The sequence below is a fragment of the Streptomyces sp. NPDC059994 genome (assembly GCF_042737755.1).
GTDB lineage: Bacteria > Actinomycetota > Actinomycetes > Streptomycetales > Streptomycetaceae > Streptomyces.
Genome location: NZ_JBHWUR010000049.1, coordinates 25,515 through 51,499, shown reverse-complemented (window position 1 = coordinate 51,499; position 25,985 = coordinate 25,515). Strand labels below are relative to the sequence as shown.

The following is a 25,985-nucleotide window of genomic DNA, read 5'->3' as shown; positions in this document are numbered from 1 at the left end:
GCCCGGCCGGCTCCCCAGCCGTCCGGGCAACGCCTTTTCTGCCGTCCGCCGCACCCCCGTCCCCACGGGGCTGAAAATGGCCGGATGTCCCGACCCGGTCCGCTCTACCGGGTCCGGGGCGCCGCTCAGCGCCCCAGCATCACGCCCACGGACGACGCTTGTGTGGCCACCGCGTCCCAGCCGCCGAAGACGACTGTCAGCAGGGCCGCCAGGGGAAGGGCCATGGCCGTCGCCACCAAGGGGTGGCGCGGACCGGACCGGCGGACACCGAACGCCGCGGCGTAAGCCCTGCGTCCTTGTGTGCGGAGAACCGTCCGCGTAGCCGTGTCCGCCATGGTCCCTCTCCTGTCGATCGGGCAGCGGCGGGCGTCTGACCTCGGGGGACGAGTGCTGCGCCCGCCGCTTGACCTCAACATTAGGGAAACGGCGGACGCCGGGCGTCATGCCCTCGTACCGATTGCCGGGCCTCCCAGGGGATGAGTGCGTCCCCACTCTCGTACTCCCCTGGGTGGAGACGCCGTCCTAGGACTTGGGGTCTTCCCGGAGGGGACGGGCCTGCGCCTCCGACGCGTCCTCCCTGGGGACGGGCTGCTCGACCAGGGCCAGGACCCGGTTCGCCATGAAGCGCGCGGTGCGCACCACCGTGCCGCTACGGGTGACTTCGCTCACTTCGACCACCCCTCTGCGGACCGCCGTCTCCACCCTGCGACCCGCCCGGCTTGCCACCACTTCGTACGTCCGTGTCGTGTCACCCGCGTCCACGACTATCTCCACGCGGTCACCCTTCACTGATCCAATCCCCCTTCTGCGACGGACGGTTGAGATCACGCTCGCGCCAGCTCGCCCCGCACGGCGGCTTGCTGACCACTCTTCAAGTTTCCCACCGGGCACTGACAATCGATGGGTGCGCGAGGGCGCGGCCTATGAGCACACCGGCCCGGGGGTACGTAAGCTGTGCCACGTCAACAGGACCGGGCAGCGGGGATGAAAATGGCGATGATGCGGCTCCGGCGCGAGGACCCGCGTGTCGTCGGCTCGTTCCGGCTCCACCGGCGCCTCGGCGCGGGTGGCATGGGTGTCGTCTACCTCGGCTCCGACCGGCGCGGCCAGCGGGTCGCGCTGAAGGTGATCCGGCCGGACCTCGCCGAGGACCAGGAGTTCCGCTCGCGCTTCGCCCGCGAGGTGTCGGCGGCCCGGCGCATCCGCGGCGGCTGCACGGCCCGGCTGGTCGCGGCCGACCTGGAGGCCGACCGCCCCTGGTTCGCGACGCAGTACGTGCCGGGCCCCTCGCTCCACGACAAGGTCGCCGAGGAGGGCCCGCTGGCCGCGTCCGAGACCGCCGCGATCGGCGCCGCGCTCTCCGAGGGCCTGGTGGCGGTCCACGAGGCCGGTGTGGTGCACCGGGACCTCAAGCCGTCCAACATCCTGCTCTCCCCCAAGGGCCCCAGGATCATCGACTTCGGCATCGCCTGGGCGACCGGCGCCTCCACGCTGACCCATGTCGGCACGGCGGTGGGCTCGCCCGGCTTCCTCGCGCCCGAGCAGGTGCGCGGCGCGGCGGTCACGCCCGCCACGGACGTCTTCTCGCTGGGCGCGACGCTTGCGTACGCGGCGATGGGCGACTCGCCCTTCGGGCACGGCAGTTCAGAGGTCATGCTCTACCGGGTCGTGCACGAGGAGCCGCAGCTGCACGGGGTGCCGGACGCGCTGGCACCGCTGGTGCGGGCCTGTCTGGCGAAGGACCCGGAGGAGCGTCCCAGCACGCTCCAGCTCTCGATGCGGCTCAAGGAGATCGCGGCGCGGGAGGCGCAGGGCGGCGGCCTGGACGCCCGCCCGCCCGCCCAGCGCGACCGCTCCGAGGCGGAACGCGCCACCGGGCGGCTGAGCGAGCGCACCGAGCGGTACGAGCACGACGAGCGCACCCAGCGCTACACCGACACCGGCCGGGGCACCGGCGCGGGCCAGCGGGCGCAGGCCCCGCGCACGGGCGGCTCGCGCCCGCCCGCGCCCCGGTCCGGCACGCGCTCCCCCAGCCGTACCAACGGCCGCCCCGGGCCCCGTACCGGCGCCCGTACCGGCACGGGCCGGCTGCGCCCCGCCAACCCGCGGCTGCTGCGCCAGCGTCTGATCGTGTTCTTCGTGGTCACACTGATCGTGGCGCTGGGGATCGCGGCGGCGCAGCAGTTGTAGCGAGCGTTACGCGGGGCGGCCCGTCGCCACCGCGTAGAAGGCGACGGCGGCCGCCGCGCCCACGTTGAGCGAGTCGACGCCGTGGGCCATCGGGATGCGGACCCATTCGTCGGCCGCGACCAGGGCCTGGGTGGAGAGCCCGTCGCCCTCCGCGCCGAGCATCAGGGCCACCTTGTCCAGCCGGTGGGGCGCCGCCTCGTCGATGACGGAGGCCTTCTCGTCCGGGGTGAGGGCGAGCAGCCGGAAGCCCGCCTCGCGCACGGTCGCCAGACTCTTGGGCCAGGCCTCAAGTCGCGCGTACGGGACGGAGAAGACCGCGCCCATGGAGACCTTCACCGAGCGGCGGTAGAGCGGGTCGGCGCAGTCCGGCGAGAGCAGCACCGCGTCCATGCCGAGGGCGGCCGCGCTGCGGAAGATCGCGCCGATGTTGGTGTGGTCGTTCACGGCTTCCATCACCGCGACCCGGCGGCTGGTCGCGAGGATCTCCTCGGCCGTCGGCAGCGGCCTGCGCTGCATCGAGGCGAGGGCGCCGCGGTGCACGTGGTAGCCGGTGACGCGCTCGGCGAGGTCGGGGCTGACCGCGTAGACCGGCGCCGGGAGCTCGTCGATGACGTCGCGCATGACGTCGACCCACTTGGCGGAGAGCAGCATGGACCGCATCTCGTAACCGGCGTCCTTGGCGCGTCTGATGACCTTCTCGCCCTCGGCGATGAACAGGCCCTCGGCGGGCTCGCGCCTGCGCCGCAGCTCGACGTCGGTCAGGCCCGTGTAGTCGCGCAGGCGCGGGTCGTCGGGGTCGTCGATGGTGATGAGATCAGCCACAGGGTGATACTGCCTTGTCCTGGGTGTGGTGCCAACGGCCCGGACCGAGATCCGTTACCGCGGGTTACGTAGTGGGTCGGGCAGGACCCACGGCGACGACGTCACCGATCACGATGACGGCCGGCGGCCGCACGTCCTGCGTGGTCACAGTCTCCCCCACGGTGGCGAGGGTCGCGTCGACCCGGCGCTGGGCGGCGGTGGTGCCCTCCTGGACGAGGGCCACGGGCGTCTCGGGGTTCTTGCCGTGGGCGATCAGCGTCCGGGCGATGGCGCCGATCTTGTCGACGCCCATCAGGATCACCAGCGTGCCGGTGAGCCGGGCGAGCGCCTCCCAGTCGACGAGCGAGCGGGCGTCGTCAGGGGCCACATGGCCACTGACCACGGTGAACTCATGTGCCACGCCCCGGTGGGTGACCGGGATCCCGGCCGCGCCCGGCACCGAGATCGAGCTGGAGATGCCCGGGACGACCGTGCACGGGATGCCCGCCTCGGCGAGCGCGTGGAGCTCCTCCATGCCGCGGCCGAAGACATACGGGTCGCCGCCCTTGAGCCGGACCACCGCCTTGCCCGCCTTGGCGTGCTCGATCAGCGCGTTGTTGATGGCCTCCTGGGCCATGAACCGGCCGTACGGGATCTTCGCGGCGTCGATCACCTCGACGTGCGGCGGGAGTTCGTCGAGCAGGTCGCGCGGGCCGAGCCGGTCGGCGATGACCACATCGGCCTCGGCGAGCAGCCGGCGGCCGCGCACGGTGATCAGGTCCGGGTCGCCGGGGCCACCGCCGACCAGGGCGACGCCGGGGGTCCGGGTGCGGTGGTGCGGGGCGACCAGGGTGCCGTCACGCAGGCCCTCGACCACCGCGTCGCGGATGGCGGCGGTGCGGCGGGGGTCGGGGGCGCCGCCGGTGAGCACGGCGACCGTGACGCCCTCGCTGCGGCCGGTGGCCGGGGTCCAGGCGGTGGCCTGGCTCGCGTCGTCGGAGCGTACGCACCAGACGCGGCGGAACTCGGCCTCGGCGGAGGCGAGCCGGTTGGCCTCGGTGTCGCTGCTGGCGATCAGCGCGTACCAGGCGTCCGCGAGGTCGCCGTCCTCGTACGGGCGGCGGTGCCAGGTGATCTCGCCGGTGTCCGCCATCGCCTCGACGGAGGGAGTGGCGCCCGGGGAGACCAGGACGATGTCGGCGCCGGCCGCGATCAGGGCCGGGAGCCGGCGCTGGGCCACCTGGCCGCCGCCGATGACGACTACGCGGCGGCCGGTGAGGCGCAGGCCTACGGGGTACGCGGGGTGTTCTGCCATGGCGGGTGGCTCCTGGTGCGGCGTCGGCGGGCGTCGTCGGAGGACGGGGCGTCGCCCCGGACCCCATTGTCTGCGGACCGTCGCCCGGCGCGCCCCCCGTTCCGTACTGCGGAACGGGCGGGCACACCGGGTACGACAGTGGCTACTTCTCGGTAACTCCGGCCGAGTCGAAGGTAGCGACCTCGTGCATCGCCCGGGCCGCGCTCTGGACCAGCGGCAGGGCGAGGAGGGCGCCGGTGCCCTCACCGAGGCGCAGGTCCAGATCGACCAGCGGGCGCAGGCCCAGCTTGTTCAGGGCCGCTACGTGGCCGGGCTCCGCGCTGCGGTGGCCCGCGATGCACGCCGCCAGGGACTCCGGTGCGATGGCCCGGGCGACCAGGGCCGCCGCGCCCGCGCTCACGCCGTCCAGGATCACCGGCGTACGCAGCGAGGCGCCGCCGAGGATGAAGCCGACCATGGCCGCGTGCTCCAGGCCGCCGATCCCGGAGAGGACACCGATGGGGTCGGCCGGGTCCGGGCTGTGCAGCTCCAGGGCGCGGCGGACCACATCGACCTTGCGGGCGTGCGTCTCGTCGTTGATGCCGGTGCCGCGGCCGGTGACCTCGGCCGCGTCGACGCCCGTGTAGAGGGAGATCAGGGCGGCCGACACGGTGGTGTTGGCGATGCCCATCTCGCCCGTGAGGAGCGCCTTGTTGCCCGCCGCCACCAGGTCGCGGGCAGTCTCGATGCCCACCTCGACGGCCGCGATGACCTCCTCGCGGGTCATGGCGGGCCCGGTGGTCATGTCGCCGGTGCCGGGGCGCACCTTGCGGGGCAGCAGCCCCGGGGTGGCCGGGAGTTCGCTCGCCACGCCCACGTCGATGACGCAGACCTCGGCGCCGACCTGGTTGGCGAACGCGTTGCAGACCGCGCCGCCGCCCAGGAAGTTGGCGACCATCTGGCCGGTGACCTCCTGCGGCCAGGGGGTGACGCCCTGGGCGTGCACACCGTGGTCGCCCGCGAAGATCGCCACGGCGGCGGGCTCCGGGATCGGCGGCGGGCACTTGCGGGAAAGGCCGCTGAGCTGCGCGGCGATGATCTCCAGCATGCCGAGCGCACCGGCCGGCTTGGTCATCCGCTTCTGCCGCTCCCACGCCTCGCCGAGCGCCTTGGCGTCCAGCGGGCGGATGCCCGCGACGGTCTCCTGGAGCAGGTCGTGCGGGTCCTCGCCGGGCAGGGCGCGGCGGCCGTACGTCTCCTCGTGGACCACCCAGGACAGCGGGCGCCGCTTGGACCAGCCCGCCTGCATCAGCTCGGGCTCCTCCGGGAACTCGTCCACGTATCCCACGCAGAGGTACGCGACGACCTCCAGGTGCTCGGGCAGGCCGAGCGCGCGGACCATCTCGCGCTCGTCGAAGAAGCTGACCCAGCCGACGCCGAGGCCCTCGGCGCGGGCGGCGAGCCAGAGGTTCTCGACGGCGAGCGCCGAGGAGTACGGGGCCATCTGCGGCTGGGTGTAGCGGCCCAGGGTGTGGCGGCCGCCGCGGGTGGGGTCGGCGGTGACCACGATGTTCACCGGAGTGTCGAGGATGGCCTCGATCTTCAGTTCCTTGAACTGCTTGGCGCGGCCCTTGGGCAGCGACTTCGCGTACGCGTCGCGCTGGCGCTGGGCGAGCTCGTGCATGGTGCGGCGGGTCTCGGCGGACCGGATGACCACGAAGTCCCAGGGCTGCGAGTGGCCCACGCTGGGGGCGGTGTGCGCGGCCTCCAGGACGCGCAGCAGCACCTCGTGCGGGATGGGGTCGCTGCGGAAGCCGTTGCGGATGTCGCGCCGCTCGCGCATCACGCGCAGCACGGCCTCGCGCTCGGCGTCGGCGTAGCCGGGGGCCGGGGCGCCCGGCTCCGCGTAGGCGTCCTCGTCGTCCGCGTCGGCGCTCCCGGCCTCCGGGGCCGCGTCGGCCGGGAGCGGCTCGCCCTGCTCGACGGCGTCGGCGGCCGGGGCAACCGGGGTGATCTCCTCGGCCGCGTCCTCGTCGTCCTCGATGATCACGGGCGCGGGCGCGGCCTGCTCCGGACCGGCCTCGGCGGCCAGGGGCTCGGGCTCGTCCGTGACCGGCACGGGAGCCGGTGCCCCGGGGGCCGCCGGGACCGTCTCGGGCTGCGGCTCCGGGACGGACTCGGCGCGGGGTACGGGCACGACCGGCGGCGCGGCGGCCGGGACGGGCACGGCCTGCGGCTCCACCGCGTCCAGCTCCCGCACCTGGACTTGGCCCTGCTCCTGGACCTCGGCCACGGGCCCGGCGGGCGCGGGCGCCTCCACGGGCTCCACGGCTTCCGGTGCCGTGGCGACGGGGGCGACGGGCTCGGCGACCGGCTCCGGCACCGCAGCGACCGGCTCCGGCACCGCAGCGACGGCGACGGGCTCGGCCACGGCTTCCGCGACCTCGTTCTCCTCCACGGCCACGGGGCCCACGGCCACGGGCGCCACCGGCGCCACGGGCTCGACGACCGGCACGGCCACCGGCTCCGGCTGCCCGCCCCCGGGCTGAGAGGGCTGCACGGGCTGAGGGATCTGCGGCGGCGCCTGCGACGGCTCCGACGCGGCTGCCACGACCGGCACGGCCACCGGCTCGGCGGCGGGCGCCGGGGCGGGCTCGGGCGCGGGTACGGGCTCGGGTACGGGCGCCTGCTCGGCGGGGGGTGCGGCGACCGGCTGCACCGGCGACGGGGCCAGATGCGGCCCGGTCGGGACCGAGCCCTCCACCGGTACGAACTGACCGACGGCGGGCGGCTGTACGGCCGGTACCGGCACGGCGGGCGAGACCGGCGGCAACGGCGCCATCACCGGCGACGGCTGCTCGGCGGCGACGGCGTGGACGGGCACCCCGGCCGCCACGAACTCCTCCGGGACGACCGTTTCTGCGGGGCTGACCAGCCCGTTCTGTGACTGCTGGGGTTCAGGCTGCGCAAGGGACGGCTGGGGCTGCACGGCCTGCGGCACCGCGGCCTGCGGCACCGCGGCCTCGGCCCGTACGGGCTCGGGCTGCCGGATCCGCTGGGCCGGCTGCGGCTCGGGCGCGGGCTGCGGCGCCGGGGCCTCCACGGCCTCCTGCGGCGGCACGGACTCCCACGGCGTCGCGCCCTGCGGCGGGAGCTCGCTCAGCTGGGGGGCGGGCCGGGGCGCGGCCGCCTCCTCGCGGGGCACGTCCAGGTATTCGGGTCCGGCGGCCGGCGGGCCGGGGGTGCGGGCCGGGGCAGGGTTCGCCGTGGCGCCGGCGGCCGGGCCGCGGTCGGCGAGGGACCGTACGACACCGCCGGAGGCGTCGGGCACCTGCGGGCCCATGTGCAGCGGGCGGCGGGCGGGCGGGGGCGTCGCGGACTGGGCGCGGACGGCGCCCAGGTCCACCGAACCGGAGTCGCGTCCGCCGGCCTCGTGGGCGCCGGGCTCGGCGGGCTGCTCCGGGGCGGGGGCGGCGGGGGCGCCGTGCGCCGGGGAGTGCACCGGCACGGGGGCCGCGAGCGGGGCGGGCGCGGACTGCGGGTCGATCCAGGCGCCCTGGGCGCCGGGCATCAGCAGGAGGTCGTCGTCGTCCGCGCCGAGCGCCGAACCGTCGGAGGGGTCGAGGAAGGTGTACGCGCCGGGAGCGGGGACGCCCGGCTGCTCCACCATGCCTGCGTCCTCCGGCAGTCCCTCGCCCGGGACCTGGCCGGTGTCAGTCATGCGTACCCCTCGCCCATCTGTAGTGCTTCCTCGGCCTGCGCCCGGGGACCGCCCGCACACGGCGCGCCCGCCCCCGTCAACAAGAACGAGCGGGTCCGCCGCGCGGTGCGAACCTCCCGCGAACACAAAGCATTCTCGCGGGAGATCGCCGACCTGGCGCCCCGTCTCGGCCACGGAACGTGTGGGGTGCGCCACGTTGCGCTTCCCCAGGATCCGACGTACCGCGACAGGGTCCAAACCGGTTCCCCATTCCGGACATTGACGAACGTAGCGCCGAACGGCCCGGTGCGGTACAACAGTCGGCCAGCCTACCCCGGACGACACGCCGGAGAGATCACAGGGACCTTTCCCGGCGCCTTCCGGAGAGCAGGAAAGCGACCGAGCGTTCGCGTTCCGACCAGGCGCTCGTGTCCAGCTCCACGGACTGGAGGAGGGCGCACTCCACGTCGTACCCGCCGGCTTCGAGAGCGGCCCCGATCGCCTCGGCGCCGTCGCGGGTGGTGGCGTGCGCGACGATCCGTTCCGGGCGGCGGTCGGCGCACGCGGAGACGACCTCCGCTCCCCCGCCGCCGACGCGGACGACGTCGGGCTCGGGCAGCGACTCCAGCACGTGCGGGGCGCGGCCCGCCCGTACCTGGAGCTGGACGCCGAAGCGGCGCGCGGCGGCCTCGGTGCGGGCGCAGGCGTCCGGGTCGGCGTCGACGGCGATGACGGCGGCCCCGAACCGGGCGGCCTCGGCGGCCAGCGCCCCGCTGCCGCAGCCGATGTCCCAGACGAGATCGCCGGTGCGCGGGCCGAGCCGGGCCAGCTGGGCGGCGCGCAGACCGGCCGATTCGCCCGGACCGAGCCCGTCCCCGTACTCGTGCGCGGGCAGCGCCCAGCCGCGCACCTGCTGCGGGTGGCCCGGGTCGCGTCCGGCGATCCAGCCGGATCCGGGTACGGCGCCGTGGCCGCCGCCGCCGATGACGATGACCAGGTTGGGGTCGCGCCAGGCGTGGTCGACGACCTTGTCGGAGGTGAGGACGGTGACCTGCTCGCGCTCGCTGCCGAGCTCCTCGCAGATGACGAAGGTGCGGTGGACGCCTTCGAGGAGCAGGGCGAGCTCGGCGGGCCCGGCGCCGGGCGAGGTGAGGACGGCGACCTTGTTGTGCGCCCGGCACACGTTGACGGCCCGGCGCAGGGTGCGGCGGTGGGCGACGACGATCTGGGCGTCGTCCCAGGGCATCCCGGCCCGGGCGAACGCGGCGGCCACGGCCGAGACGGCGGGCACCACTTCGACTTCCAGGCCGTGCTCGGGGGCGCGCAGGGTGCGTACGACGCCGAAGAACCCGGGGTCGCCGTCGGCCAGGACGACCGCGCTGCCGCGGTGGCCGGCGATGCGGCGGGCGGCGAGGTCGACGCTGCCGAGGCGGATCCGCTCGGCGCGCGGCGGCACCTCGGGCAGCGCCAGGTGGTGGGCGGCGCCGGCCACCAGGGTGGCGGCGGACAGCGCGGACCTGGCCGCCGAGGTGAGCGGCGAACCGTCCCAGCCGATCACCGTGACGCGGTCGGCCATCGTCGTCAGTCTCCTGGAGTTGTCGCAGGCCGGGGCGGCCCCGGTGGGCCCGGCCACGGTGAGAGTACCTGGTGCGGCGGGGGTGCGGTCGGGCGAGCGAGGGAGGGGACCGACTCAGTTCCAGTCGGCGTACGAGGCGTATCCGGCGTCCGCGAGCTGGTCGGCGACGCCGTCGAGGTCCTCGGGCAGCAGGCTCCACACGATCAGGTCGGTGCGGATGTCCGCCCAGCCGCCGTCCTCCGTCTGCGTCCGCGCTATCCAGGCGTTGCGCAGCACGCCCTCGCTGATGCAGCCGATCTTCTGGGCGACCTGCTGGGAGGCGGTGTTGTCGGCGGCGGTGCGCAGCTCGACGCGCTCGAAGCGCTGGTCCCGGAAGAGCCACTGCGCGGCGGCGAGCACGGCCTCGGTGGCATAGCCCTCGCCGCGCGCCCAGGGGGCGACGACGTAGCCGACCTCGGTGGCCAGGGTGCGCCAGTTGGTGTTCTGCAGGTGGATGACGCCGACCAGGCGCTGGGTGAGGAACTCGGTGACGGCGAAGACGATCCCGCGCCCCGAGGTGCGCTCGGCGGGGGCGTGCAGGGTTACGAACTCCAGGGCGTCACGGGCCGTGTAGGGCTGGGGCACGGAGGTCCAGGCGATGACTTGCTCGTCGTTCATCATCTCGATGTGCGCCGGGATGTCGTCCTCGTCGAAGGCGCGCAGCACCAGCCGGTCCGTGCTGATGGAGATGTCCGGGAACACCGGGGTCGGGGTAGTCATGTGCCGCTCCATGCCGGGGGACGGTCGTCAGGCCGTAAAGGCACAGCATGCAGCATCGGCGCGGGGATGTGCATGGCCGGGGGGACGCCCGGGAGGTGGACGGCCACAACGGGGCCCCGCGCACCGTGCGGTGTGCGGGGCCCCGGCGCGGTGGCGGGAACTGACCGGCGGGGGTCAGGACTTGACGGCACCGAAGGCCGGGATGACCGAACCCTGGTACTTGTCCTGGATGAACTTCTTGACCTCGTCGGAGTTGAGGAGCTGGGCGAGCTTCTGGATCCGCGGGTCGGCCTCGTTGCCCTTCTTGACGGCGAGGAAGTTGGCGTACGGGTTGCCGTCGGCCTTCTCCAGGACGAGCGCGTCCTTGGCCGGGCTGAGCTTGGCCTCGATGGCGTAGTTGCCGTTGATGACCGCGGCGTCGACGTCGTTCAGGGCGCGGGGCAGCGTGGCGGCCTCGATCTCCTTGAACTTCAGGCCCTTGCTGTCCTTGATGTCGGAGAGCTTGGCGGAGGTGCCGACGCCTTCCTTCAGCGTGATCAGGCCCTGGGAGGCGAGCAGCTGGAGCGAACGGCCCTCGTTGGTGGTGTCGTTCGGGACCGCGATCGTCTGCCCGGAGGTGAGCTCCTTGGCGGACTTGACCTTCTTGGAGTAGAGGCCGAGCGGCTCCAGCTCGACGTTGACGACGGGCACGATCGTCGTGTGGTTCTTCTTGTTGAAGTCGTCGAGGTACGGCTTGTGCTGGAAGAAGTTGGCGTCGACCTGGCCCTGCTGGGTGGCGGTGTTCGGCAGCACGTAGTCCGTGAACTCCTTCACCTCCAGCTTGAGTCCGGCCTTCTCCGCCAGGTTCTTCTTGACGAAGTTCAGGATGTCGGCGTGCGGGGTCGGGGACGCCGCGACGACGAGCGCCTTGGAGGTGTCGGAGGAGGCGCCCTTGGCGCTCGACGGCTTGGGGTCGGAGGCCGTGCCGCAGGCGGTGAGGCCGAAGGCGAGGGCGGCGGTGGCGGCGGCAGCAGCGGTGATCTTGATGTTGTTACGCACGAAAAGTGCCTCTTTCTGGTGGTGCGGGTGGTCGCCCGGACAAGGAGTGCGGGCTCTGCGGAGGAAAGTTCAGGAGGTACGGCCCCGGCGGGCAAGGAGACGTACGGCGCCGTCGCCGATCAGCTGGACCACGGTGACGATGGCGATCAGCACACCGACGGTGATGAGCATGAACGGGGTCTCGAAGCGCTGGAAGCCGTAGGTGATGGCCTTGGAGCCGAGGCCCTCGCCACCGACCGCGCCGGCCATCGCCGAGTAGCTGACCAGGGTGATCACGGTGGTGGTGAGCGCGGCGATCAGCGAGGGAAGCGCCTGCGGGAGCAGCACCTTGCCGACGATGGTGGGGATGGAGCCGCCCATCGACTGGACCGCCTCGACCAGTCCGTGGTCGACCTCGCGGATCGCGGTCTCGACGAGCCGGGCGAAGAACGGGATGGCGCCGACGGCGAGCGGCACGATCATCGCGCTGGGGCCGATGAAGGTGCCGACCACCCAGGTGGTGAAGGGGATCAGCGCGATCAGCAGGATGATGAACGGCATCGAGCGGCCGATGTTCACGATCACGCCGATGACCTTGTTCACCGGGCGGTTCTGGAGCAGCCCGCCCTTGTCGGTGAGTACGAGCAGCACACCCAGCGGCAGTCCGCCCGCGACGGTGACCAGACTGGACCAGAGCACCATGTAGAGGGTGTCGATGGTTCCCTGGGACAGCAGCGGCTGCATCTCGGACCAGCTCACTTGGCACCTTCCTTGACCGGGGCGGCGATCTGCGCCGGGATGTCCACTGCGGCGTCGGCCACGTCGGATTCGACGACGTCGACCTGGAGGCCCTGCTCGCGCAGGAAGCCGACCGGGACGACGTTCTCCTCGTACCGTCCGGGCAGCTCGATGCGCATCCGGCCGATCTGCCTGCCGCCGACGGTGTCCATCGCGGCGCCGAGGATCGAGATGTCGACGTTGTACGTGCGCGCCAGCTGCGAGATGACCGGCTGGGTCGCCGACTCGCCGTGGAAGGTCACGTCGACGACGGTCCGCCCGGGGCCGGTGGCCTCGCCGGTCACCGGGAACAGCTCGGCGGCGAGCTCGGAGCCGGGGGTTGCGAGGAGCTCGCCGACGGTGCCGGACTCGATGATCCTGCCCCGCTTCATCAGCGCGGCCGAGTCGCAGACCGTCTTGACGACGTCCATCTCGTGGGTGATGAGCAGCACGGTGAGGCCGAGCTGCTGGTTGAGGTCGCGCAGCAGCTGGAGGATGGAGCGGGTGGTCTCCGGGTCCAGCGCGCTGGTCGCCTCGTCGGAGAGCAGCACCTTGGGATCGCCGGCCAGGGCGCGGGCGATGCCGACGCGCTGCTTCTGGCCGCCGGAGAGCTGGGCGGGGTACGCCTTGGCCTTGTCGGCGAGGCCGACCAGGTCGAGGAGTTCGAGGGCTTTGCGGGAGCGCTCCTTGCCGGAGACGCCGAGGATCTCCAGCGGCAGCTCGATGTTGTCCTGCACATTGCGCGCGGAGAGCAGGTTGAAGTGCTGGAAGACCATGCCGATACGGCTGCGCGCCTGGCGCAGCTCCTTGCCGGCGCGGCGGCCGCGCCCGGCGAGCGCGGTGAGGTCGACGCCGTCGACGGTCACCGTGCCGGTGGTCGGCCGCTCCAGGAGGTTGACGCAGCGGATGAGGGAGGACTTGCCGGCGCCGCTCTGGCCGATGACGCCGAAGACCTCGCCCTCGCGGACATGGAGGTCTACGCCGTCCAGGGCGGTGACCTCACGGCCGCGCGACTGGTAGACCTTGGTGAGGCCCGTAGTGGTGATCACAGGATTTCCGTCACTGTCGAGTGCGCGGCGCGGTGTCCGCCGGGCACGGGGCATTCGTGTTCGGGACGCGTCACAGCCACATCGGTGGTAACCGGGAGGCATGGCGTGCGCGGGCATGGCTCATGGGTCTCGCTTCGGGGCGCGAGGCTCAGGCGGGGGCCCTCAGAAGGCGCACATTCGACACATACAACGAGCACCGGGCGTGTTCATCGCCTCGGTCGCAAGGGTGCGGCTGCTCGTCGTGGTCATGCACGAAGTAAAGCAGAAGGAGCGAAGAGCGGATCAACGCTGTCCGTATTCCGGACATCAATGGACCGCCATACGGACACCCTCGGCACGGCCGACGGACGGCGAGGACGCCCAGGTCAACGCCCTCCTGCCCCGTCCGGCCTGGGCCGATACTCCCGGCAACGCATCCCCGCCGACAGCGGCCGCGGCCTCCCGGGTGACGGCGTCCTGTGGCCAAGGCCACGGCGGCCCGCCCGCCCCGGCCGGTCCCGCCCGGGGCGGGCGCATCGGGTGCTTCGGGCCGTAATACGCTCGTTCTCATGCTTGACGCCCTGACGGTCGCGGTCGCCGCCGCCGCGCTCGCCCTCGCCGCCTGGTGCGGCTTCGCCGCCTACCGGGACCAGCCCACCAAGGACTGGCACTTCATCGGCATGGCCGTGGTCTCCGTGCTGGCCCTGGCCCAGCTCGTGGTCGGCGTCGTGCAGCTGGGACGGGGCGAGCGGCCCGACCAGGGCATGGCGATCTTCATCGCCTATCTGGTGGGCTCGTTCGCGGCGGTCCCGGCGGCGGGTCTGCTCTCGCTGAGCGAGCGGACCAAGTGGGGCTCCGTGACGGTCTCGGCCGGCGCGGTAGTGCTCGCGGTGCTCGAAGTGCGTCTCTACGACATCTGGGGAGGGTGACCGTGGCCGAGTCCACCACCGAGTCCACCGGGCGGAACGAGTCCGACGGCAGGAGGCTGGGCAGCGGCCCCGGCCGCGTACTGGTCTGGTTCTACGGGGTGTTCACCGTCGCCGCCGCCTCCCGCTCGGTCGTCCAGATGATCCAGGACTTCGGCAGGGCGCCGCTGGCGTACGTCCTTTCGGCCGTGGCCGCCGTGGTGTACGGGTTCATCACGTTCTCGCTGGTACGCGGCGGCGAGCGGCTGCGCCGCACGGCGCTGGTGTGCTGCGCCGCCGAGCTGGTCTTCGTCCTGACCGTGGGCACCTGGACGCTCGCGGACAAGTCCGCGTTCCCCGATGCCACGGTCTGGTCGGACTACGGCGCGGGCTACCTGCTCATCCCGGTGATCCTGCCGGTCCTGGGCATGCTGTGGCTGCGCAGGAACAGGGACGAGGCGGCAGCCGCCCAGGCCTAGGCGCTCGCGACGAACTCCCGGGCCGACGCCTCCTTCTCCAGGGTGACCAGCGACAGGCGGGGGCTCAGCGCCTCCGTGGAGACCGGCGCGTAGCCGTGCTTGCGGTACAGCCGCAGGTTGGAATCGCTGCGATGCCCCGTGAGGAGCTGGAACCTCTTGGCCGACAGCTGGCCGGCGAAGTGGTCCTCTATGGCGCTCAGCAGCCGGCTGCCCAGGCCGTGGCCCTGCATCCGGGGGTGCACGATCAGCTTGTCGATCCGGCCGGTGCCCGACGCGTCCACGCTGCCTCTGACCGAGGCGACCACCTCGTCGCCGAGCCGCGCCACCAGCGCGTACCCGCGCCCGAGCTCGCTGCGCAAACCGTCGAGCGTCTGGGTGAGCGGCTCGATGGAGTAGTCGCCGTAGAGCTCCGCCTCGCTCTGGTAGCAGAGGTACTGAAGCTTGAGGATCTGCTCGCAGTCGCCTTCACGCGCCGCAGAGATGATCACGCTCATGCCCATGTGTGCATGCCTTCCGCTCACCTGTCCGCCGGTTGTCTAACGCTCCATTCCCCGCAGGCCAGGAGCCGCAACCTCCGCCGCGAGCATTCTGCGCAGGCATCCCAGGCAACGGGAACGCATCGGCCCCAGACTCCCCTGTGAGATATCCAACTCCCCTGCGATTTCGCGGTAGGTGAGGTCGCTGGGCGAAAGAAGTGCGGTCAGCAGGCGCGGGCAGTTCCCCGGAGTTCTGGCCACGGCCGTACGCAGAGCACTGCTCAGTTCCTCGCTCAGAACCTGGCGTTCCGGGCCTGTTTCCGGGTCGGCGGCCGGTTCAGCGGCGAACGGCAGTTCGCGCCGCGCCCGGCGGCGGGCTCGTCTCACTTCCGCCCGAACGGCCCAACGCACCCACGGCACGGGGTCCGCCGGACGGATTTCCAGCAGACGCACCCAGACGTCCTGTTCGAGGTCGGCCGGGTCGACTCCGGCGCCCGGCGCCTCCGCGGCGGCCTCGGCGGCCAGCAGCGGGCTCAGCTCTTTGACGAGGTCCATGCCCGGCGGGACGCGACCACCGCGCGAGGCGGTTTCGACGGCGGCCGCATCTCACCCGTAAGTGAAGACTCGTATACGAGAGCTACCGGTACGGGGCTAGCGCTTCGCGCGGAAGTCCGCTGCGGCGAGCAGCGCGGTGTCCGCGTTGTCGGAGAAGACCGCGTCGATGCCGGTCGCGAAGTACGCCTTGAAGGCCCCGAAGGCGTCCCCGTAGGCGTTGGGGTCGGTGCCGCGCCGGAAGTCGGCGGGCAGGAAGGTGTTCTCGTCGCGCATCGTGTACGGGTGGAGGACGAGGCCGTGCGCGTGGGCGTCCGCGACCAGGGTGGTCGGCTTGGTGAGCCGGCCCGCCGCGTCCTTGGGGACGATCAGGTCCAGGGTCGGGCCGATGCCCTGCGCGTACGAGGCGATCCACTTCAGGCCCTCGGGCTTGACCAGGTCGTCGGTCGTGCGCGGGTCGCCGCTCACCACGAAGTCCCAGGGCCGGGTGCCGGTGCCGGAGAGCAGCACGACCGACGGGGTGTCGACCAAGCGGCTCAGCCGCTGGATGCTGCTGGGCTCGAAGGACTGGAGGAACTGCGGGGAGTCGGCGCGGTGGCGTCCGTAGCGGCGCAGCAGCTTGGCGACCCGGTCCTCCAGGGGAAGGCCGAGCCCCCGGAAGTAGGTGGGGTGCTTGGTCTCGGTGTGCAGCCAGATGCGACGGCCCAGGCGGCGGCCCTCGCGCTCGGCCCACTGGAGGACCTCCTCGAAGGTGGGCACCTCCCAGCGGCCGTCGTAGAGCGTGTTGCGCTGACGGACGGCGGGCAGCCGCTCCTTGGCGCGCAGGGTCTTGAGCTCGGCGAGCGTGAAGTCCTCGGTGAACCAGCCGGTGACGGCCACGCCGTCGATGGTCTTGGTGGCCTTGCGGGCGGCGAACCCGGGGTGGTCGGCGACGTCCGTGGTGGCGGTGATGTCGTTCTCGTGACGGCAGACCAGATGCCCGTCCTTGGTGGGGACGAGGTCCTGCTCGATGACGTGCGCGCCGAGGTCCAGGGCGTGCTGGTAGGAGCCGAGGGTGTGCTCGGGGCGGTATCCGGCGGTGCCGCGGTGCCCGATCACGTACGGGACCGGCAGGTCCTTGTACGTGCCGTGGCGGCGGGCGTCGCCGTGCCCCTGCCGGGTCTGCGCGCTCGCGGCCGCGGCGGGCAGCCCGGCGGCCGCCGTGCCCAGAACCGCCGCGCCGAGCACGGTGCGCCGCCCGGGGCTCATCCGCTCACCCTGTGTCATGAACGCTCCTTGGAAGTGCCTGTTGTTCCGCGTGTCCCGAACCTGTCAACGGGAGGGGACGAGCGTAGGCGTACACCCCTTAAGGAGGGGAGCCCCCACGGCCAATGGGGGCGGAACGTGGCGTAAACACACGTCACCATCGCGTATCCACTCCGTGAACCCGATGTGCGATCAGACGCGGCCCGCGAGTATCGTCCTCACCTGCGCGGACCTCATTCCGCGCGGACCCCAGCCCACGACCCCGGAGGAAGCGTTGTCCCGACTCGCGCTCATCAAGGCAGTGCTCGGACCGATCATGCGCCTGATGTTCCGTCCGCAGGTGGAGGGCGTCGAGAACATTCCGGGGACGGGTCCGGTCATCCTCGCGGGCAACCACCTGACGTTCATCGACTCGATGATCATGCCGGTGTGCCTGGACCGTCCGGTGTACTTCATCGGCAAGGACGAGTACGTCACGGGCAAGGGCCTCAAGGGCCGGCTGATGGCGTGGTTCTTCAGCGGCGTCGGCATGATCCCGGTCAACCGCGACGGCGGCCACGGCGGTGTCGCGGCGCTGATGACGGGGCGTCAGGTCCTGGAGGAGGGCAAGGTCTTCAGCATCTACCCGGAGGGCACCCGCTCCCCCGACGGCCGTCTGTACCGCGGTCGCACCGGCATCGCGCGGCTGACCCTGATGACCGGTGCGCCGGTCGTGCCGTTCGCGATGATCGGCACGGACAAGATCCAGCCGAGCGGGGCGGGGCTGCCGCGGCCCGGCAAGGTGACGGTCCGCTTCGGCGAGCCGATGGAGTTCTCGCGGTACGAGGGCATGGACCGGGACCGCTATGTGCTGCGGGCCGTCACGGACTCGGTGATGGCGGAGGTCATGCGGCTGTCCGGGCAGGAGTACGTGGACATGTACGCCACGAAGGCGAAGGCGGCGTAGCCGCCGCCTTGGGGGCGCGGGGAACTGCGCGTTCAGCCCAGCACGGTCCGCAGGCGGAGAGGTTGCCTCTTCGGGTGCGGACCGTCTTGGGTTGAGCGCGCCCACGCGGCGGAGCCGCACAGTGTCACAGCCCCGCGTCCCTTTGGGGCACTCGTGGCTGGGAGCGACCGCGTGGCGGAGCCGCTACGGGGCTCACGGGTGCTCCAGGCCCTCCTCCAAGCGCTGGCCCCGCAGCAGGAACCACGCCGCCACCGCCGTCGCGAACAGGACCGTGCTGCCGACGGCCGCGGCCGTCTGGAAGCCGTCCGTGAAGGCGTCCCGGGCGGCCGACAGCATCGGGGCCGCCTGCTCGGCCGGGAGTCGCGCGGCCGACTCCACCGCGCCGCCGAGCGAGTCGTGGGCCTCCTCGGAGACCCCCGCGGGCAGGCCCGCCGGGGCCTCGAAGCCGCGGTAGATGCCCGTGACCACCGAGCCGAGCAGCGCGATACCGAGGGCCGCGCCCAGTTCGTACGCGGTCTCGGAGACCGCCGACGCCGCCCCGGCCTGCTCCTTCGGCACGCTGGAGAGGATCACGTCGGCGGTGACCGTGAAGGCGAGGCCGGCTCCCAGGCCGCCCACGAACAGCGCGATCCCGAGGGCGATGACCCCCGTGTCGGCCGTGATCGCCACGCAGGCCGCGAGGGCCGCGCCCACCGCCGCCAGCCCCACGGCGACCGCGCTGCGCACCGAGCCCCGGCGGGCCGCATGGCCCGCCGCGAGTCCGGCGCCCACCGCGCCCACGGCCGCGGGCAGTTCGATCAGCCCGGCCTCCAAGGGCGAGCGCCCCTGGACCAGTTGGAGGAACTGGGAGAGGAAGAACACCAGGCCGGACAGGCCCAGGATGGTCAGCAGATCGGCCAGGACCGCGCCGGAGAAGCCGCGGTGGTGGAAGAGCCGTATGTCGAGCAGCGGTGAGTCGAGGGTCAGCTGGCGGCGTACGAACCAGACCAGGGCCAGCACGCCCACCGCCGCCACCCCGGCGATCTCCAGGCCGAAGCCGTTGGCCGCGGCCTCCTTCACCGCGTACACGATCGCGACCATGCCCACCAGCGACAGAAGGACGCTGACCACGTCCCACGGGCCCGGGTTGGGGTCGCGCGACTCGGGGAGCAGCTTGATGCCGACGAGCACGAGCACGGCCATCACGGGCAGGTTGATCAGGAAGACCGAGCCCCACCAGAAGTTCTCCAGGAGGAAGCCGCCGACGACCGGCCCGACGGCGGCGCCCGCCGAGGCCGCCGCACCCCAGATGCCGACGGCCAGGCTGCGCTCGCGGGGGTCGTGGAAGATGTTCCGGATCAGCGCCAGGGTGGACGGCATCAGGGTCGCGCCCGCCACGCCGAGGAGCGCCCGCGCGAAGATCATCATCTCGGGGCTTGAGGCGTACGCGTTGAGCACCGAGACCGCGCCGAAGGCCACCGCGCCGCAGAGCAGCAGCCGCTTGCGGCCGATCCGGTCGCCGAGGCTGCCCATCGAGACGAGCAGGCCCGCGATGACGAACGAGTAGATGTCGCCGATCCACAGCAGCTGCGGGCCGGACGGCTTCAGATCCTCGCTGAGGAACGGCGTGGCGAGTCCGAGCACGGTCGCGTCGACGGCGACGAGGAGCACGGCCAGTACGAGCACGGAGAGGGCGAGCCAGCGGCCCGGTTGGCGCACATCGTGGCCGGGCTCGGCCCGCCGGTCGGTACTGGTCATTTCTCCACGCTCCGTCGCGCTCCGCCGAGCAGCAGCTCGACGATCATGTACTGGAAGTCGTTGGCGGCGACCCGGCCGACCTGGACGGCCCAGGCGCAGGTGCCGATCAGGCCGTACAGGGCCTCGGTGAGCCATGCCGGGGTGAGGTCGATCCGGAACTCGCCCTGCTCCTGGCCGCGCCGGAAGAGCGCGGAGACGCGGGCGTCGAGCCGGGCCCAGCCCTCGTTCATCTGGTCGCCCTCGAAGAGCTGGTTCTCGGTGACCAGGAAGGCGAGCAGCCCGGCCGCGGGCTCCACCTCGGCGATCAGCCGCCGCAGCGCCTCGGGGGCGGGCCCCTCGTCCAGCCGGGCCGCGTCCAGAGCGGCTTCGAACCGCTCGATGCCGAAGTTCTCCAGCGCCCTGACCAGCGCGTCGCGGCCGGCGAAGTGGCGGTGCAGGGTGGCGCGCCCGATGCCGGCGGCGCGGGCCACCTCGTCCATCGTGGCGGTCGATTTACGGGAGAGCAGGGCGGCTGCCGTACGCAGCACCTGGTCGCGGTCCACGGTCATGAGACAACTATAGCCCGAATGAGACGTCAGCGTCTCATTCGAAATCCTGTCGACTCATGACCCCTTGGCTCACTAGCCTGGCGGGCGCCCCCTCAACACGCTCGGAAGGAACCCCAAGTGACCGACAACCGCGTCCCGCCGCCCCTCCTCGCCGGTGAGCGCGAGACGCTGCGGGCCTTCCTGGACTACCACCGCGCGACGCTCGCGATGAAGTGCGAGGGCCTGACCGACGACGAGCTGCGCGCGCAGTCCATGCCGCCCTCGACGCTCTCGCTGCTCGGTCTCGTACGGCACATGGCGGAGGTGGAGCGCACCTGGTTCCGCAAGGTCGTCAACGGCGAGGACATCACGCTGGTCTACTCGGACGTGAACGACTACCAGGTGGCGTACGACGCGAGCGGCGCCGGCCGGACGGACGCGTTCGAACGGTGGCAGGCCGAGGTCGAGCACTCCCGCCGCATAGAGCGCGAGGCCGAGTCGCTCGACGCGGTCGTCCATGCCTCCCGGTGGGACACGGACGTCTCGCTGCGGCTCGTGATGGTGCACGTGACGCTGGAGTACGCCCGCCACAACGGCCACGCGGACTTCCTGCGCGAGGGGATCGACGGGACGGTCGGGGCGTAACCGGCGTCCGGGCGCGCAGCGGCAACGCAAAGGGCCCGGACCGCCTTCACAGGCTGTCCGGGCCCTGCCCGTACCTCGTCAGCGGGTGCTGCGCCGGCGCCTGCGCAGCAGCACGACCGGGGCCGCGCCGAGCAGGCCGAGCGCGGCGGGCGCCGCCGCCGCGACCGTGCCGATACCCGACTGGCCGAAGGTGCTCGGCACCGGAAGCGTGTCCCAGCGGTTGATCGGCCAGGCGATGACGAGCGCGCGCCCGACGACCTTGTCGACCGGCACCGAGCCGCCGCCCGGCTGCTCCTGGTGGTAGCGGGAGTCCGCCGAGTTCTGCCGGTGGTCGCCCATGACCCAGATGCGGCCCTTGGGCACCGTGATCTTGAACTGGCTCTCCGGGTCCGTGCTGCACGGGGTGTTCCCGGCGAAGACGTACGGCTCGTTCAGCGCCTTGCCGTTGACCTTCAGGGGGCCCGTTCCCTTGCACTCCACGGTGTCCCCGCCGACCGCGACGACCCGCTTGATCAGGTCCTTCTCCTCGGCGGACGGCATCAGTCCGACGAAGCTGAGCACCTTCTGAACGGCGTTGGGCTGCGGCGTCGGCTCGCCCTGGAGCCAGTTGCCCGGGTCATGGAAGACGACGACCTCGCCACGCTCGGGCTCGGAGCCGAACCACGGCGTCAGCTTGTCCACCAGGACCCGGTCACCGCGCTGCAGCGTGTTCTGCATCGAGTCCGAGGGGATCGAGAACGCCTGCACCAGGAACGTCTTGATCAGCAGCGCGAGGATCAGCGCGATACCGATGAGCAGCGGCAGCTCCTTCCAGAAGGAGCGCTGCTTGCCGGTCTTCGGCGCGGTCCCGCCGACCGGTACGGCCGGCTCGCCGTGCACCGCCTCGGACGCCGTCGCCGTGCCCTCGGTCCCCTGGGGCCGGTCGAGCCCCTCCGGTCCCGCGGGGTCCTGCTGGGGCCGCTCGGCCTCCCCGTGTCCTTCTTGCGCGCCGACCGCCACGTCCCCCACGTCCACTCCCTCACCGCCGAAGGGACCATGGTCGCACGAAACGGGTGCCGCTGATCTACATCGGCGGCCCGGTCCATCCGTACGGGGCACGCGCGGCGCGCACACCCCGTACCGGTATCTCATTTCCTGGCGGTGGCCCAGGCGTGCTGGACGGTCAGGTCGGCCTTGACCTCGGCGAGTTGGACCGCGACGGCCGAGGGGGCGGTGCCGCCGCGGCCGTCGCGGGACGCGAGGGCGCCGGGGACGTTCAGGACGGTCCGCACCTCCGGCGTCAGATGCTCGGAGATCTTGGCGAACTGGTCGTCGGTGAGCTCGTCGAGCTCGATGCCCTGCGCCTCGCAGACCTTGACGCACTCCCCCGCGACCTCGTGCGCCACCCGGAACGGCACGCCCTGCTTGACCAGCCACTCCGCGATGTCGGTGGCGAGCGAGAAGCCCGCGGGCGCCAGCTCCTCCATGCGCTCCCTGTTGACCGTGAGGGTCGCCATCATCCCGGTGAACGCGGGCAGCAGCACCTCCAGCTGGTCGCAGGAGTCGAAGACCGGCTCCTTGTCCTCCTGGAGGTCGCGGTTGTACGCGAGCGGCAGGGCCTTCAGCGTCGCCATGAGGCCGGTCAGATTGCCGATCAGACGGCCGGACTTGCCGCGCGCCAGCTCCGCGATGTCCGGGTTCTTCTTCTGCGGCATGATCGAGGAGCCGGTGGAGAAGGCGTCGTGGAGGGTGACGAAGGAGAACTCCTTCGTGTTCCAGATGATGACCTCCTCGGCGATCCGGGAGAGGTTGACGCCGATCATCGCGGTGATGAAGGCGAACTCCGCCACGAAGTCGCGGGAGGCCGTGCCGTCGATGGAGTTGGCCGAGCTGCCGTGCTCGAAGCCGAGGTCGGCGGCGACCGCCTCCGGGTCGAGGCCGAGGCTGCTGCCCGCGAGCGCGCCCGATCCGTACGGGGAGACCGCCGTGCGCTCGTCCCACTGCCGCAGCCGCTCGGCGTCCCGGGACAGGGACTGGACGTGGGCCAGCACGTGATGGGCGAAGAGGACCGGCTGGGCGTGCTGGAGGTGGGTGCGGCCGGGCATCGCCACATCGTGGTGTGCCTCGGCGAGGCCGACCAGCGCGTCCTGGAGCTCGGCGACCAGGCCGCCGATGATCCGGGCGTGGTCGCGCAGGTACATCCGGAAGAGCGTGGCGACCTGGTCGTTGCGGGAGCGGCCGGCGCGCAGCTTGCCGCCGAGGTCGGGGCCGAGCCGCTCAAGGAGGCCCCGCTCCAGGGCGGTGTGCACGTCCTCGTCCGCGATGGTGCCGACGAACGAGCCGTCGGCGACGTCGGCCTCCAGGTGGTCGAGGCCGGCGATCATCCGCTGGAGCTCGTCCTCGGTGAGCAGGCCCGCCTTGTGGAGCACTCGGGCGTGAGCGCGTGAACCGGCGATGTCGTACGGCGCGAGCCGCCAGTCGAAGTGGACCGACGCCGACAGCTTCGCCAGCGCCTCCGCCGGACCGTCGGCGAAACGGCCGCCCCAGAGCCGGACGTCACCGTTGTTGCTGCTCACAGCTGCTGCTCCTCACAAGGGTGGATATACGGCCGCCTCCCCGCCGCAGAGGATCGGGGAGGCGGCAATACCGACGAGTCGTCGTTACGCCAGGTCGACGTCAGGCTATGCCTGCAGATCACGCCGCGCGGCGATCTTCGACGAGAGGCCGAAGATCTCGATGAAGCCCTGCGCCTTGGACTGGTCGAAGGTGTCGCCCGAGTCGTAGGTGGCGAGGTTGAAGTCGTACAGCGACTCCTCGGACTTCCGGCCGGTGACGACGGCGCGGCCACCGTGCAGGGTCATCCGGATGTCGCCGGTGACGTGCTGGTTGGCCTCGTTGATGAAGCCGTCCAGGGCCCGCTTGAGCGGGGAGAACCACAGGCCGTCGTAGACCATCTCGCCCCAGCGCTGCTCGACCTGCCGCTTGTAGCGGGCGAGTTCGCGCTCGACGGTGACGTTCTCCAGCTCCTGGTGCGCGGTGATCAGCGCGATCGCGCCGGGCGCCTCGTACACCTCGCGGGACTTGATGCCCACGAGCCGGTCCTCGACCATGTCGATCCGGCCGATGCCCTGGCCGCCGGCGCGCTCGTTGAGCTGCTGGATCGCCTGGAGCACGGTGACGGGCCTGCCGTCGATGGCGACCGGGACGCCCTCCTTGAAGGAGATGACAACCTCGTCGGCCTCGCGCTGCTCGGCCGGGTTCGAGGTGTACTCGTAGATGTCCTCGATCGGCGCGTTCCAGATGTCCTCCAGGAAGCCGGTCTCGACGGCCCGCCCGAAGACGTTCTGGTCGATCGAGTACGGCGACTTCTTGGTGGTGGCGATGGGGAGGTTCTTGGCCTCACAGAAGGCGATCGCCTTGTCCCGGGTCATCGCGTAGTCACGGACCGGGGCGATGCACTTCAGGTCGGGGCCGAGCGCGGCGATGCCGGCCTCGAACCGCACCTGGTCGTTGCCCTTGCCGGTGCAGCCGTGGGCGACCGTGGTGGCGCCGTGCTTCTGTGCGGCGGCCACCAGGTGCTTGACGATGGTCGGCCGGGAGAGGGCCGACACCAGCGGGTAACGGTCCATGTACAGGGCGTTGGCCTTGATCGCCGGGAGGCAGTACTCGTCGGCGAACTCGTCCTTCGCGTCCGCGACCTCGGCCTCGACGGCACCGCAGGCGAGCGCGCGCTTGCGGATGACGTCCAGGTCCTCGCCACCCTGGCCGACGTCCACGGCAACGGCGATGACCTCGGCGCCCGTCTCCTCGGCGATCCAGCCGATGGCGACGGAGGTGTCCAGACCGCCCGAGTAGGCGAGTACGACGCGCTCGGTCACGGGTTTCTCCTTACGGTGCATTCGGTGATGGGTATAACTATGCAGTGCTCCGTATGTTTTGTCAACGAGAGGTACGACGGGAGGGGCGAGGGTCCACCGGGAGGCGGCCGGGAGGCCGTCGGGAGGCCGTCGCCACGCGGCTGGGGTAACGGTTCGGCCCCCTGAGAGGACGTCAGCGGGCGGGCCGCGTACGGTCTCGGGCATGATGCGTACCGCTCTCGCGCTCGGCGCGGCCCTGCTCGCGCTCGCGACCCCGGCCGCCGTGGCGGACTCCTGCCCGTTCCACGCGCCGCACCTGCCCAACCGGATGGCCGACACCGGCGGCGGCACCCAGCTGATCACCGCCGAGGCATCGTCCACCGGCTCCACCACGGGCACGGTGACCTGGTGGAACAAGCGCGGGCCGCTGTGGGTGGTGGCGGGCCGGGCCGACGCCAGGTTCGGCTCCAACGGCCTGGTCGAGGGCACCGCCCGCAAGCAGAACACCAGCACCACCCCGACCGGCCTCTACGACCTGCCGTACGCCTTCGGCACCACGGCCGCGCCCGCCGGGACCCGGTCCTCCTACCGCCGTGCCACCGACAGGTCCTGGTGGTGCGAGGACACCGCCTCGCAGGCGTACAACCGCTGGGTGGAGGGCCTGCCCGCCGACTGCCGCGCGAGCGAGTCCGAGCGGATCACCGCCTTCCCCACGCAGTACGCCCGCGCCCTGGTGGTCGGGTTCAACTACGACCAGCCGGTGCGCGGGCGGGGTGCGGGGATCTTCCTGCACATCAACGGGAAGGGGGCGACGGCCGGTTGCGTGTCCGTCCCGGCGGACGCGATGGCCCGCATCCTGGCCTGGGCGGACCCGGCCAAGCACCCCCATATCGCGATCGGCACGGCGTCCGGGCCGACCGCGATCACGCGTTACTGAACCGCCTCCCGCCTAGCGGTCGTTCTGCGCCAGGCGCAGCAGGTGGTCGGCCAGGGCCTGGCCGCCGGCCGGGTCGCGGCTGATCAGCATCAGGGTGTCGTCACCCGCGATCGTGCCGAGGATGTCGTGCAGTTCGGCCTGGTCGATGGCCGAGGCGAGGAACTGGGCGGCGCCCGGCGGCGTACGCAGCACCACCAGGTTGGCGGAGGCCTCCGCGGAGATCAGCAGCTCCGCGGAGAGCCTGCGCATCCGCTCCTCCTTGGCCGACTCGCCGAGGGGGGCCTTGGGCGTGCGGAAGCCGCCCTCGCTGGGCACCGCGTAGATCAGCTCGCCGCCGGTGTTGCGGATCTTCACCGCGCCCAGCTCGTCGAGGTCGCGGGAGAGCGTCGCCTGGGTGACGCTCAGCCCGTCGTCCGCGAGCAGCTTGGCGAGCTGGCTCTGGGACCGCACCGGCTGTCGGTTCAGGATGTCCACGATCCGGCGGTGGCGGGCGGTGCGGGTCTGCGGTACGGCGGGGCCGCCCGGCTCGGAGTCCTGCGCCTCGTCGGTCATCGTCGT

Annotated in this window: 25 protein-coding genes; 6 read left to right on the top strand and 19 right to left on the bottom strand. The window is 72.3% G+C overall.

All coding sequences use genetic code 11. The features are described from left to right. Positions 1–125: 125 nt before the first annotated feature. A complete protein-coding gene (locus tag ACFWA7_RS23290) occupies positions 126–335 on the bottom strand; it encodes a hypothetical protein (RefSeq protein ID WP_385539884.1) in 210 nt (69 codons plus the stop codon). Positions 336–522: 187 nt separating this feature from the next. After that, the gene (locus tag ACFWA7_RS23285) at positions 523–789 is read right to left on the bottom strand and encodes a hypothetical protein (protein WP_190089580.1); all 267 of its coding nucleotides are present in this window, start codon (positions 787–789) and stop codon (positions 523–525) included. Positions 790–990: 201 nt separating this feature from the next. On the opposite strand from ACFWA7_RS23285, the gene ACFWA7_RS23280 reads away from it, so the two are divergent. Beyond that, entirely contained in the window at positions 991–2,190 is a 1,200-nt protein-coding gene (locus ACFWA7_RS23280) for a serine/threonine-protein kinase (RefSeq protein ID WP_385539882.1), read from the top strand. Between the two features lie 6 nt (positions 2,191–2,196). Here ACFWA7_RS23280 and ACFWA7_RS23275 read toward each other — a convergent pair whose 3' ends face one another. The 8 genes from ACFWA7_RS23275 to ACFWA7_RS23240 form a co-directional block, all read right to left on the bottom strand. After that, positions 2,197–3,012 (bottom strand): TrmH family RNA methyltransferase, encoded by an 816-nt coding sequence (locus ACFWA7_RS23275; RefSeq protein ID WP_385539880.1) that lies wholly within the window; start codon positions 3,010–3,012, stop codon positions 2,197–2,199. Between the two features lie 64 nt (positions 3,013–3,076). After that, positions 3,077–4,306: a uroporphyrinogen-III C-methyltransferase gene (gene cobA, locus ACFWA7_RS23270; RefSeq protein WP_385824929.1), complete on the bottom strand. Its 1,230-nt coding sequence runs from the start codon at positions 4,304–4,306 to the stop codon at positions 3,077–3,079. 142 nt (positions 4,307–4,448) lie between these two features. Continuing rightward, a complete protein-coding gene (gene cobT, locus ACFWA7_RS23265; RefSeq protein WP_385824927.1) occupies positions 4,449–8,006 on the bottom strand; it encodes a nicotinate-nucleotide--dimethylbenzimidazole phosphoribosyltransferase in 3,558 nt (1,185 codons plus the stop codon). Positions 8,007–8,340: 334 nt separating this feature from the next. Beyond that, entirely contained in the window at positions 8,341–9,561 is a 1,221-nt protein-coding gene (gene cbiE / locus ACFWA7_RS23260) for a precorrin-6y C5,15-methyltransferase (decarboxylating) subunit CbiE (protein WP_385539874.1), read from the bottom strand. 114 nt (positions 9,562–9,675) lie between these two features. Next, on the bottom strand, positions 9,676–10,320 hold the full coding sequence (locus tag ACFWA7_RS23255; protein ID WP_385539872.1) for a GNAT family N-acetyltransferase: 645 nt from the start codon (positions 10,318–10,320) through the stop codon (positions 9,676–9,678). A gap of 174 nt (positions 10,321–10,494) precedes the next feature. Continuing rightward, on the bottom strand, positions 10,495–11,358 hold the full coding sequence (locus tag ACFWA7_RS23250; RefSeq protein WP_385539870.1) for a MetQ/NlpA family ABC transporter substrate-binding protein: 864 nt from the start codon (positions 11,356–11,358) through the stop codon (positions 10,495–10,497). Positions 11,359–11,427: 69 nt separating this feature from the next. Beyond that, positions 11,428–12,096, bottom strand: coding sequence for a methionine ABC transporter permease (locus tag ACFWA7_RS23245; RefSeq protein ID WP_371651342.1), 669 nt, complete (start codon positions 12,094–12,096; stop codon positions 11,428–11,430). Beyond that, positions 12,093–13,163 carry a methionine ABC transporter ATP-binding protein gene (locus ACFWA7_RS23240; protein ID WP_385824925.1) on the bottom strand — a complete coding sequence of 357 codons (1,071 nt, stop codon included), beginning with the start codon at positions 13,161–13,163 and terminating at the stop codon, positions 12,093–12,095. Before ACFWA7_RS23240 ends, ACFWA7_RS23245 begins: the two co-directional genes overlap by 4 nt. 548 nt (positions 13,164–13,711) lie before the next feature. Between ACFWA7_RS23240 and ACFWA7_RS23235 the strand changes: the two genes are divergently transcribed. Continuing rightward, entirely contained in the window at positions 13,712–14,071 is a 360-nt protein-coding gene (locus tag ACFWA7_RS23235; RefSeq protein ID WP_361374866.1) for a hypothetical protein, read from the top strand. A gap of 2 nt (positions 14,072–14,073) precedes the next feature. After that, positions 14,074–14,526 carry a hypothetical protein gene (locus tag ACFWA7_RS23230; RefSeq protein ID WP_385539867.1) on the top strand — a complete coding sequence of 151 codons (453 nt, stop codon included), beginning with the start codon at positions 14,074–14,076 and terminating at the stop codon, positions 14,524–14,526. Here the strand turns inward: ACFWA7_RS23230 and ACFWA7_RS23225 are convergent. The 3 genes from ACFWA7_RS23225 to ACFWA7_RS23215 form a co-directional block, all read right to left on the bottom strand. Then, positions 14,523–15,026, bottom strand: a complete 504-nt coding sequence (locus ACFWA7_RS23225) for a GNAT family N-acetyltransferase (RefSeq protein WP_385824923.1) — start codon at positions 15,024–15,026, stop codon at positions 14,523–14,525. The genes ACFWA7_RS23230 and ACFWA7_RS23225 overlap by 4 nt on opposite strands. A gap of 36 nt (positions 15,027–15,062) precedes the next feature. Next, complete coding sequence (locus ACFWA7_RS23220) at positions 15,063–15,557, bottom strand: sigma-70 family RNA polymerase sigma factor (protein ID WP_385539863.1); 495 nt, start codon at positions 15,555–15,557, stop codon at positions 15,063–15,065. A gap of 96 nt (positions 15,558–15,653) precedes the next feature. After that, a complete protein-coding gene (locus ACFWA7_RS23215) occupies positions 15,654–16,820 on the bottom strand; it encodes a glycerophosphodiester phosphodiesterase (protein ID WP_385539861.1) in 1,167 nt (388 codons plus the stop codon). Positions 16,821–17,073: 253 nt separating this feature from the next. On the opposite strand from ACFWA7_RS23215, the gene ACFWA7_RS23210 reads away from it, so the two are divergent. Next, positions 17,074–17,745, top strand: coding sequence for a 1-acyl-sn-glycerol-3-phosphate acyltransferase (locus ACFWA7_RS23210; protein ID WP_067155949.1), 672 nt, complete (start codon positions 17,074–17,076; stop codon positions 17,743–17,745). A 192-nt stretch (positions 17,746–17,937) separates the two neighbouring features. On the opposite strand, the gene ACFWA7_RS23205 is transcribed toward ACFWA7_RS23210, so the two are convergent. Further along, positions 17,938–19,482 (bottom strand): MFS transporter, encoded by a 1,545-nt coding sequence (locus tag ACFWA7_RS23205; protein ID WP_385824921.1) that lies wholly within the window; start codon positions 19,480–19,482, stop codon positions 17,938–17,940. Next, entirely contained in the window at positions 19,479–20,030 is a 552-nt protein-coding gene (locus ACFWA7_RS23200; protein ID WP_385539857.1) for a TetR/AcrR family transcriptional regulator, read from the bottom strand. The genes ACFWA7_RS23205 and ACFWA7_RS23200 overlap by 4 nt, the downstream gene beginning before the upstream one ends. Positions 20,031–20,147: 117 nt before the next feature. On the opposite strand from ACFWA7_RS23200, the gene ACFWA7_RS23195 reads away from it, so the two are divergent. Further along, complete coding sequence (locus ACFWA7_RS23195) at positions 20,148–20,654, top strand: DinB family protein (protein WP_385539855.1); 507 nt, start codon at positions 20,148–20,150, stop codon at positions 20,652–20,654. A 78-nt stretch (positions 20,655–20,732) separates the two neighbouring features. Here the strand turns inward: ACFWA7_RS23195 and lepB are convergent, their stop codons facing one another. The 3 genes from lepB to ACFWA7_RS23180 all read right to left on the bottom strand — a co-directional run bounded on the left by lepB (position 20,733) and on the right by ACFWA7_RS23180 (position 24,511). Further along, positions 20,733–21,662: a signal peptidase I gene (gene lepB / locus ACFWA7_RS23190; protein WP_385824919.1), complete on the bottom strand. Its 930-nt coding sequence runs from the start codon at positions 21,660–21,662 to the stop codon at positions 20,733–20,735. A 119-nt stretch (positions 21,663–21,781) separates the two neighbouring features. Next, positions 21,782–23,209 carry an argininosuccinate lyase gene (gene argH, locus ACFWA7_RS23185; RefSeq protein WP_385539853.1) on the bottom strand — a complete coding sequence of 476 codons (1,428 nt, stop codon included), beginning with the start codon at positions 23,207–23,209 and terminating at the stop codon, positions 21,782–21,784. Between the two features lie 105 nt (positions 23,210–23,314). Continuing rightward, positions 23,315–24,511: an argininosuccinate synthase gene (locus ACFWA7_RS23180; protein WP_385539851.1), complete on the bottom strand. Its 1,197-nt coding sequence runs from the start codon at positions 24,509–24,511 to the stop codon at positions 23,315–23,317. 205 nt (positions 24,512–24,716) lie between these two features. Between ACFWA7_RS23180 and ACFWA7_RS23175 the strand changes: the two genes are divergently transcribed. After that, positions 24,717–25,427: a L,D-transpeptidase family protein gene (locus tag ACFWA7_RS23175; RefSeq protein ID WP_385539900.1), complete on the top strand. Its 711-nt coding sequence runs from the start codon at positions 24,717–24,719 to the stop codon at positions 25,425–25,427. 12 nt (positions 25,428–25,439) lie between these two features. Here the strand turns inward: ACFWA7_RS23175 and ACFWA7_RS23170 are convergent, their stop codons facing one another. Continuing rightward, on the bottom strand, positions 25,440–25,979 hold the full coding sequence (locus tag ACFWA7_RS23170) for an arginine repressor (protein ID WP_067155970.1): 540 nt from the start codon (positions 25,977–25,979) through the stop codon (positions 25,440–25,442). Between the last annotated feature and the right edge of the window lie 6 nt (positions 25,980–25,985).

Excerpts from the sequence above, each read along its gene's own strand:
- ACFWA7_RS23200 (WP_385539857.1), bottom strand. The coding sequence starts at position 20,030 with ATGACCGTGGACCGCGACCAGGTGCTGCGTACGGCAGCCGCCCTGCTC.
- ACFWA7_RS23235 (WP_361374866.1), top strand. The coding sequence starts at position 13,712 with ATGCTTGACGCCCTGACGGTCGCGGTCGCCGCCGCCGCGCTCGCCCTC.
- ACFWA7_RS23225 (WP_385824923.1), bottom strand. The coding sequence starts at position 15,026 with ATGGGCATGAGCGTGATCATCTCTGCGGCGCGTGAAGGCGACTGCGAG.
- ACFWA7_RS23175 (WP_385539900.1), top strand. The coding sequence starts at position 24,717 with ATGCGTACCGCTCTCGCGCTCGGCGCGGCCCTGCTCGCGCTCGCGACC.
- cbiE (WP_385539874.1), bottom strand. The coding sequence starts at position 9,561 with ATGGCCGACCGCGTCACGGTGATCGGCTGGGACGGTTCGCCGCTCACC.
- cobT (WP_385824927.1), bottom strand. The coding sequence starts at position 8,006 with ATGACTGACACCGGCCAGGTCCCGGGCGAGGGACTGCCGGAGGACGCA.
- cobA (WP_385824929.1), bottom strand. The coding sequence starts at position 4,306 with ATGGCAGAACACCCCGCGTACCCCGTAGGCCTGCGCCTCACCGGCCGC.
- ACFWA7_RS23215 (WP_385539861.1), bottom strand. The coding sequence starts at position 16,820 with ATGACACAGGGTGAGCGGATGAGCCCCGGGCGGCGCACCGTGCTCGGC.
- ACFWA7_RS23290 (WP_385539884.1), bottom strand. The coding sequence starts at position 335 with ATGGCGGACACGGCTACGCGGACGGTTCTCCGCACACAAGGACGCAGG.
- ACFWA7_RS23205 (WP_385824921.1), bottom strand. The coding sequence starts at position 19,482 with ATGACCAGTACCGACCGGCGGGCCGAGCCCGGCCACGATGTGCGCCAA.
- ACFWA7_RS23280 (WP_385539882.1), top strand. The coding sequence starts at position 991 with ATGGCGATGATGCGGCTCCGGCGCGAGGACCCGCGTGTCGTCGGCTCG.
- ACFWA7_RS23220 (WP_385539863.1), bottom strand. The coding sequence starts at position 15,557 with ATGGACCTCGTCAAAGAGCTGAGCCCGCTGCTGGCCGCCGAGGCCGCC.
- ACFWA7_RS23170 (WP_067155970.1), bottom strand. The coding sequence starts at position 25,979 with ATGACCGACGAGGCGCAGGACTCCGAGCCGGGCGGCCCCGCCGTACCG.
- ACFWA7_RS23255 (WP_385539872.1), bottom strand. The coding sequence starts at position 10,320 with ATGACTACCCCGACCCCGGTGTTCCCGGACATCTCCATCAGCACGGAC.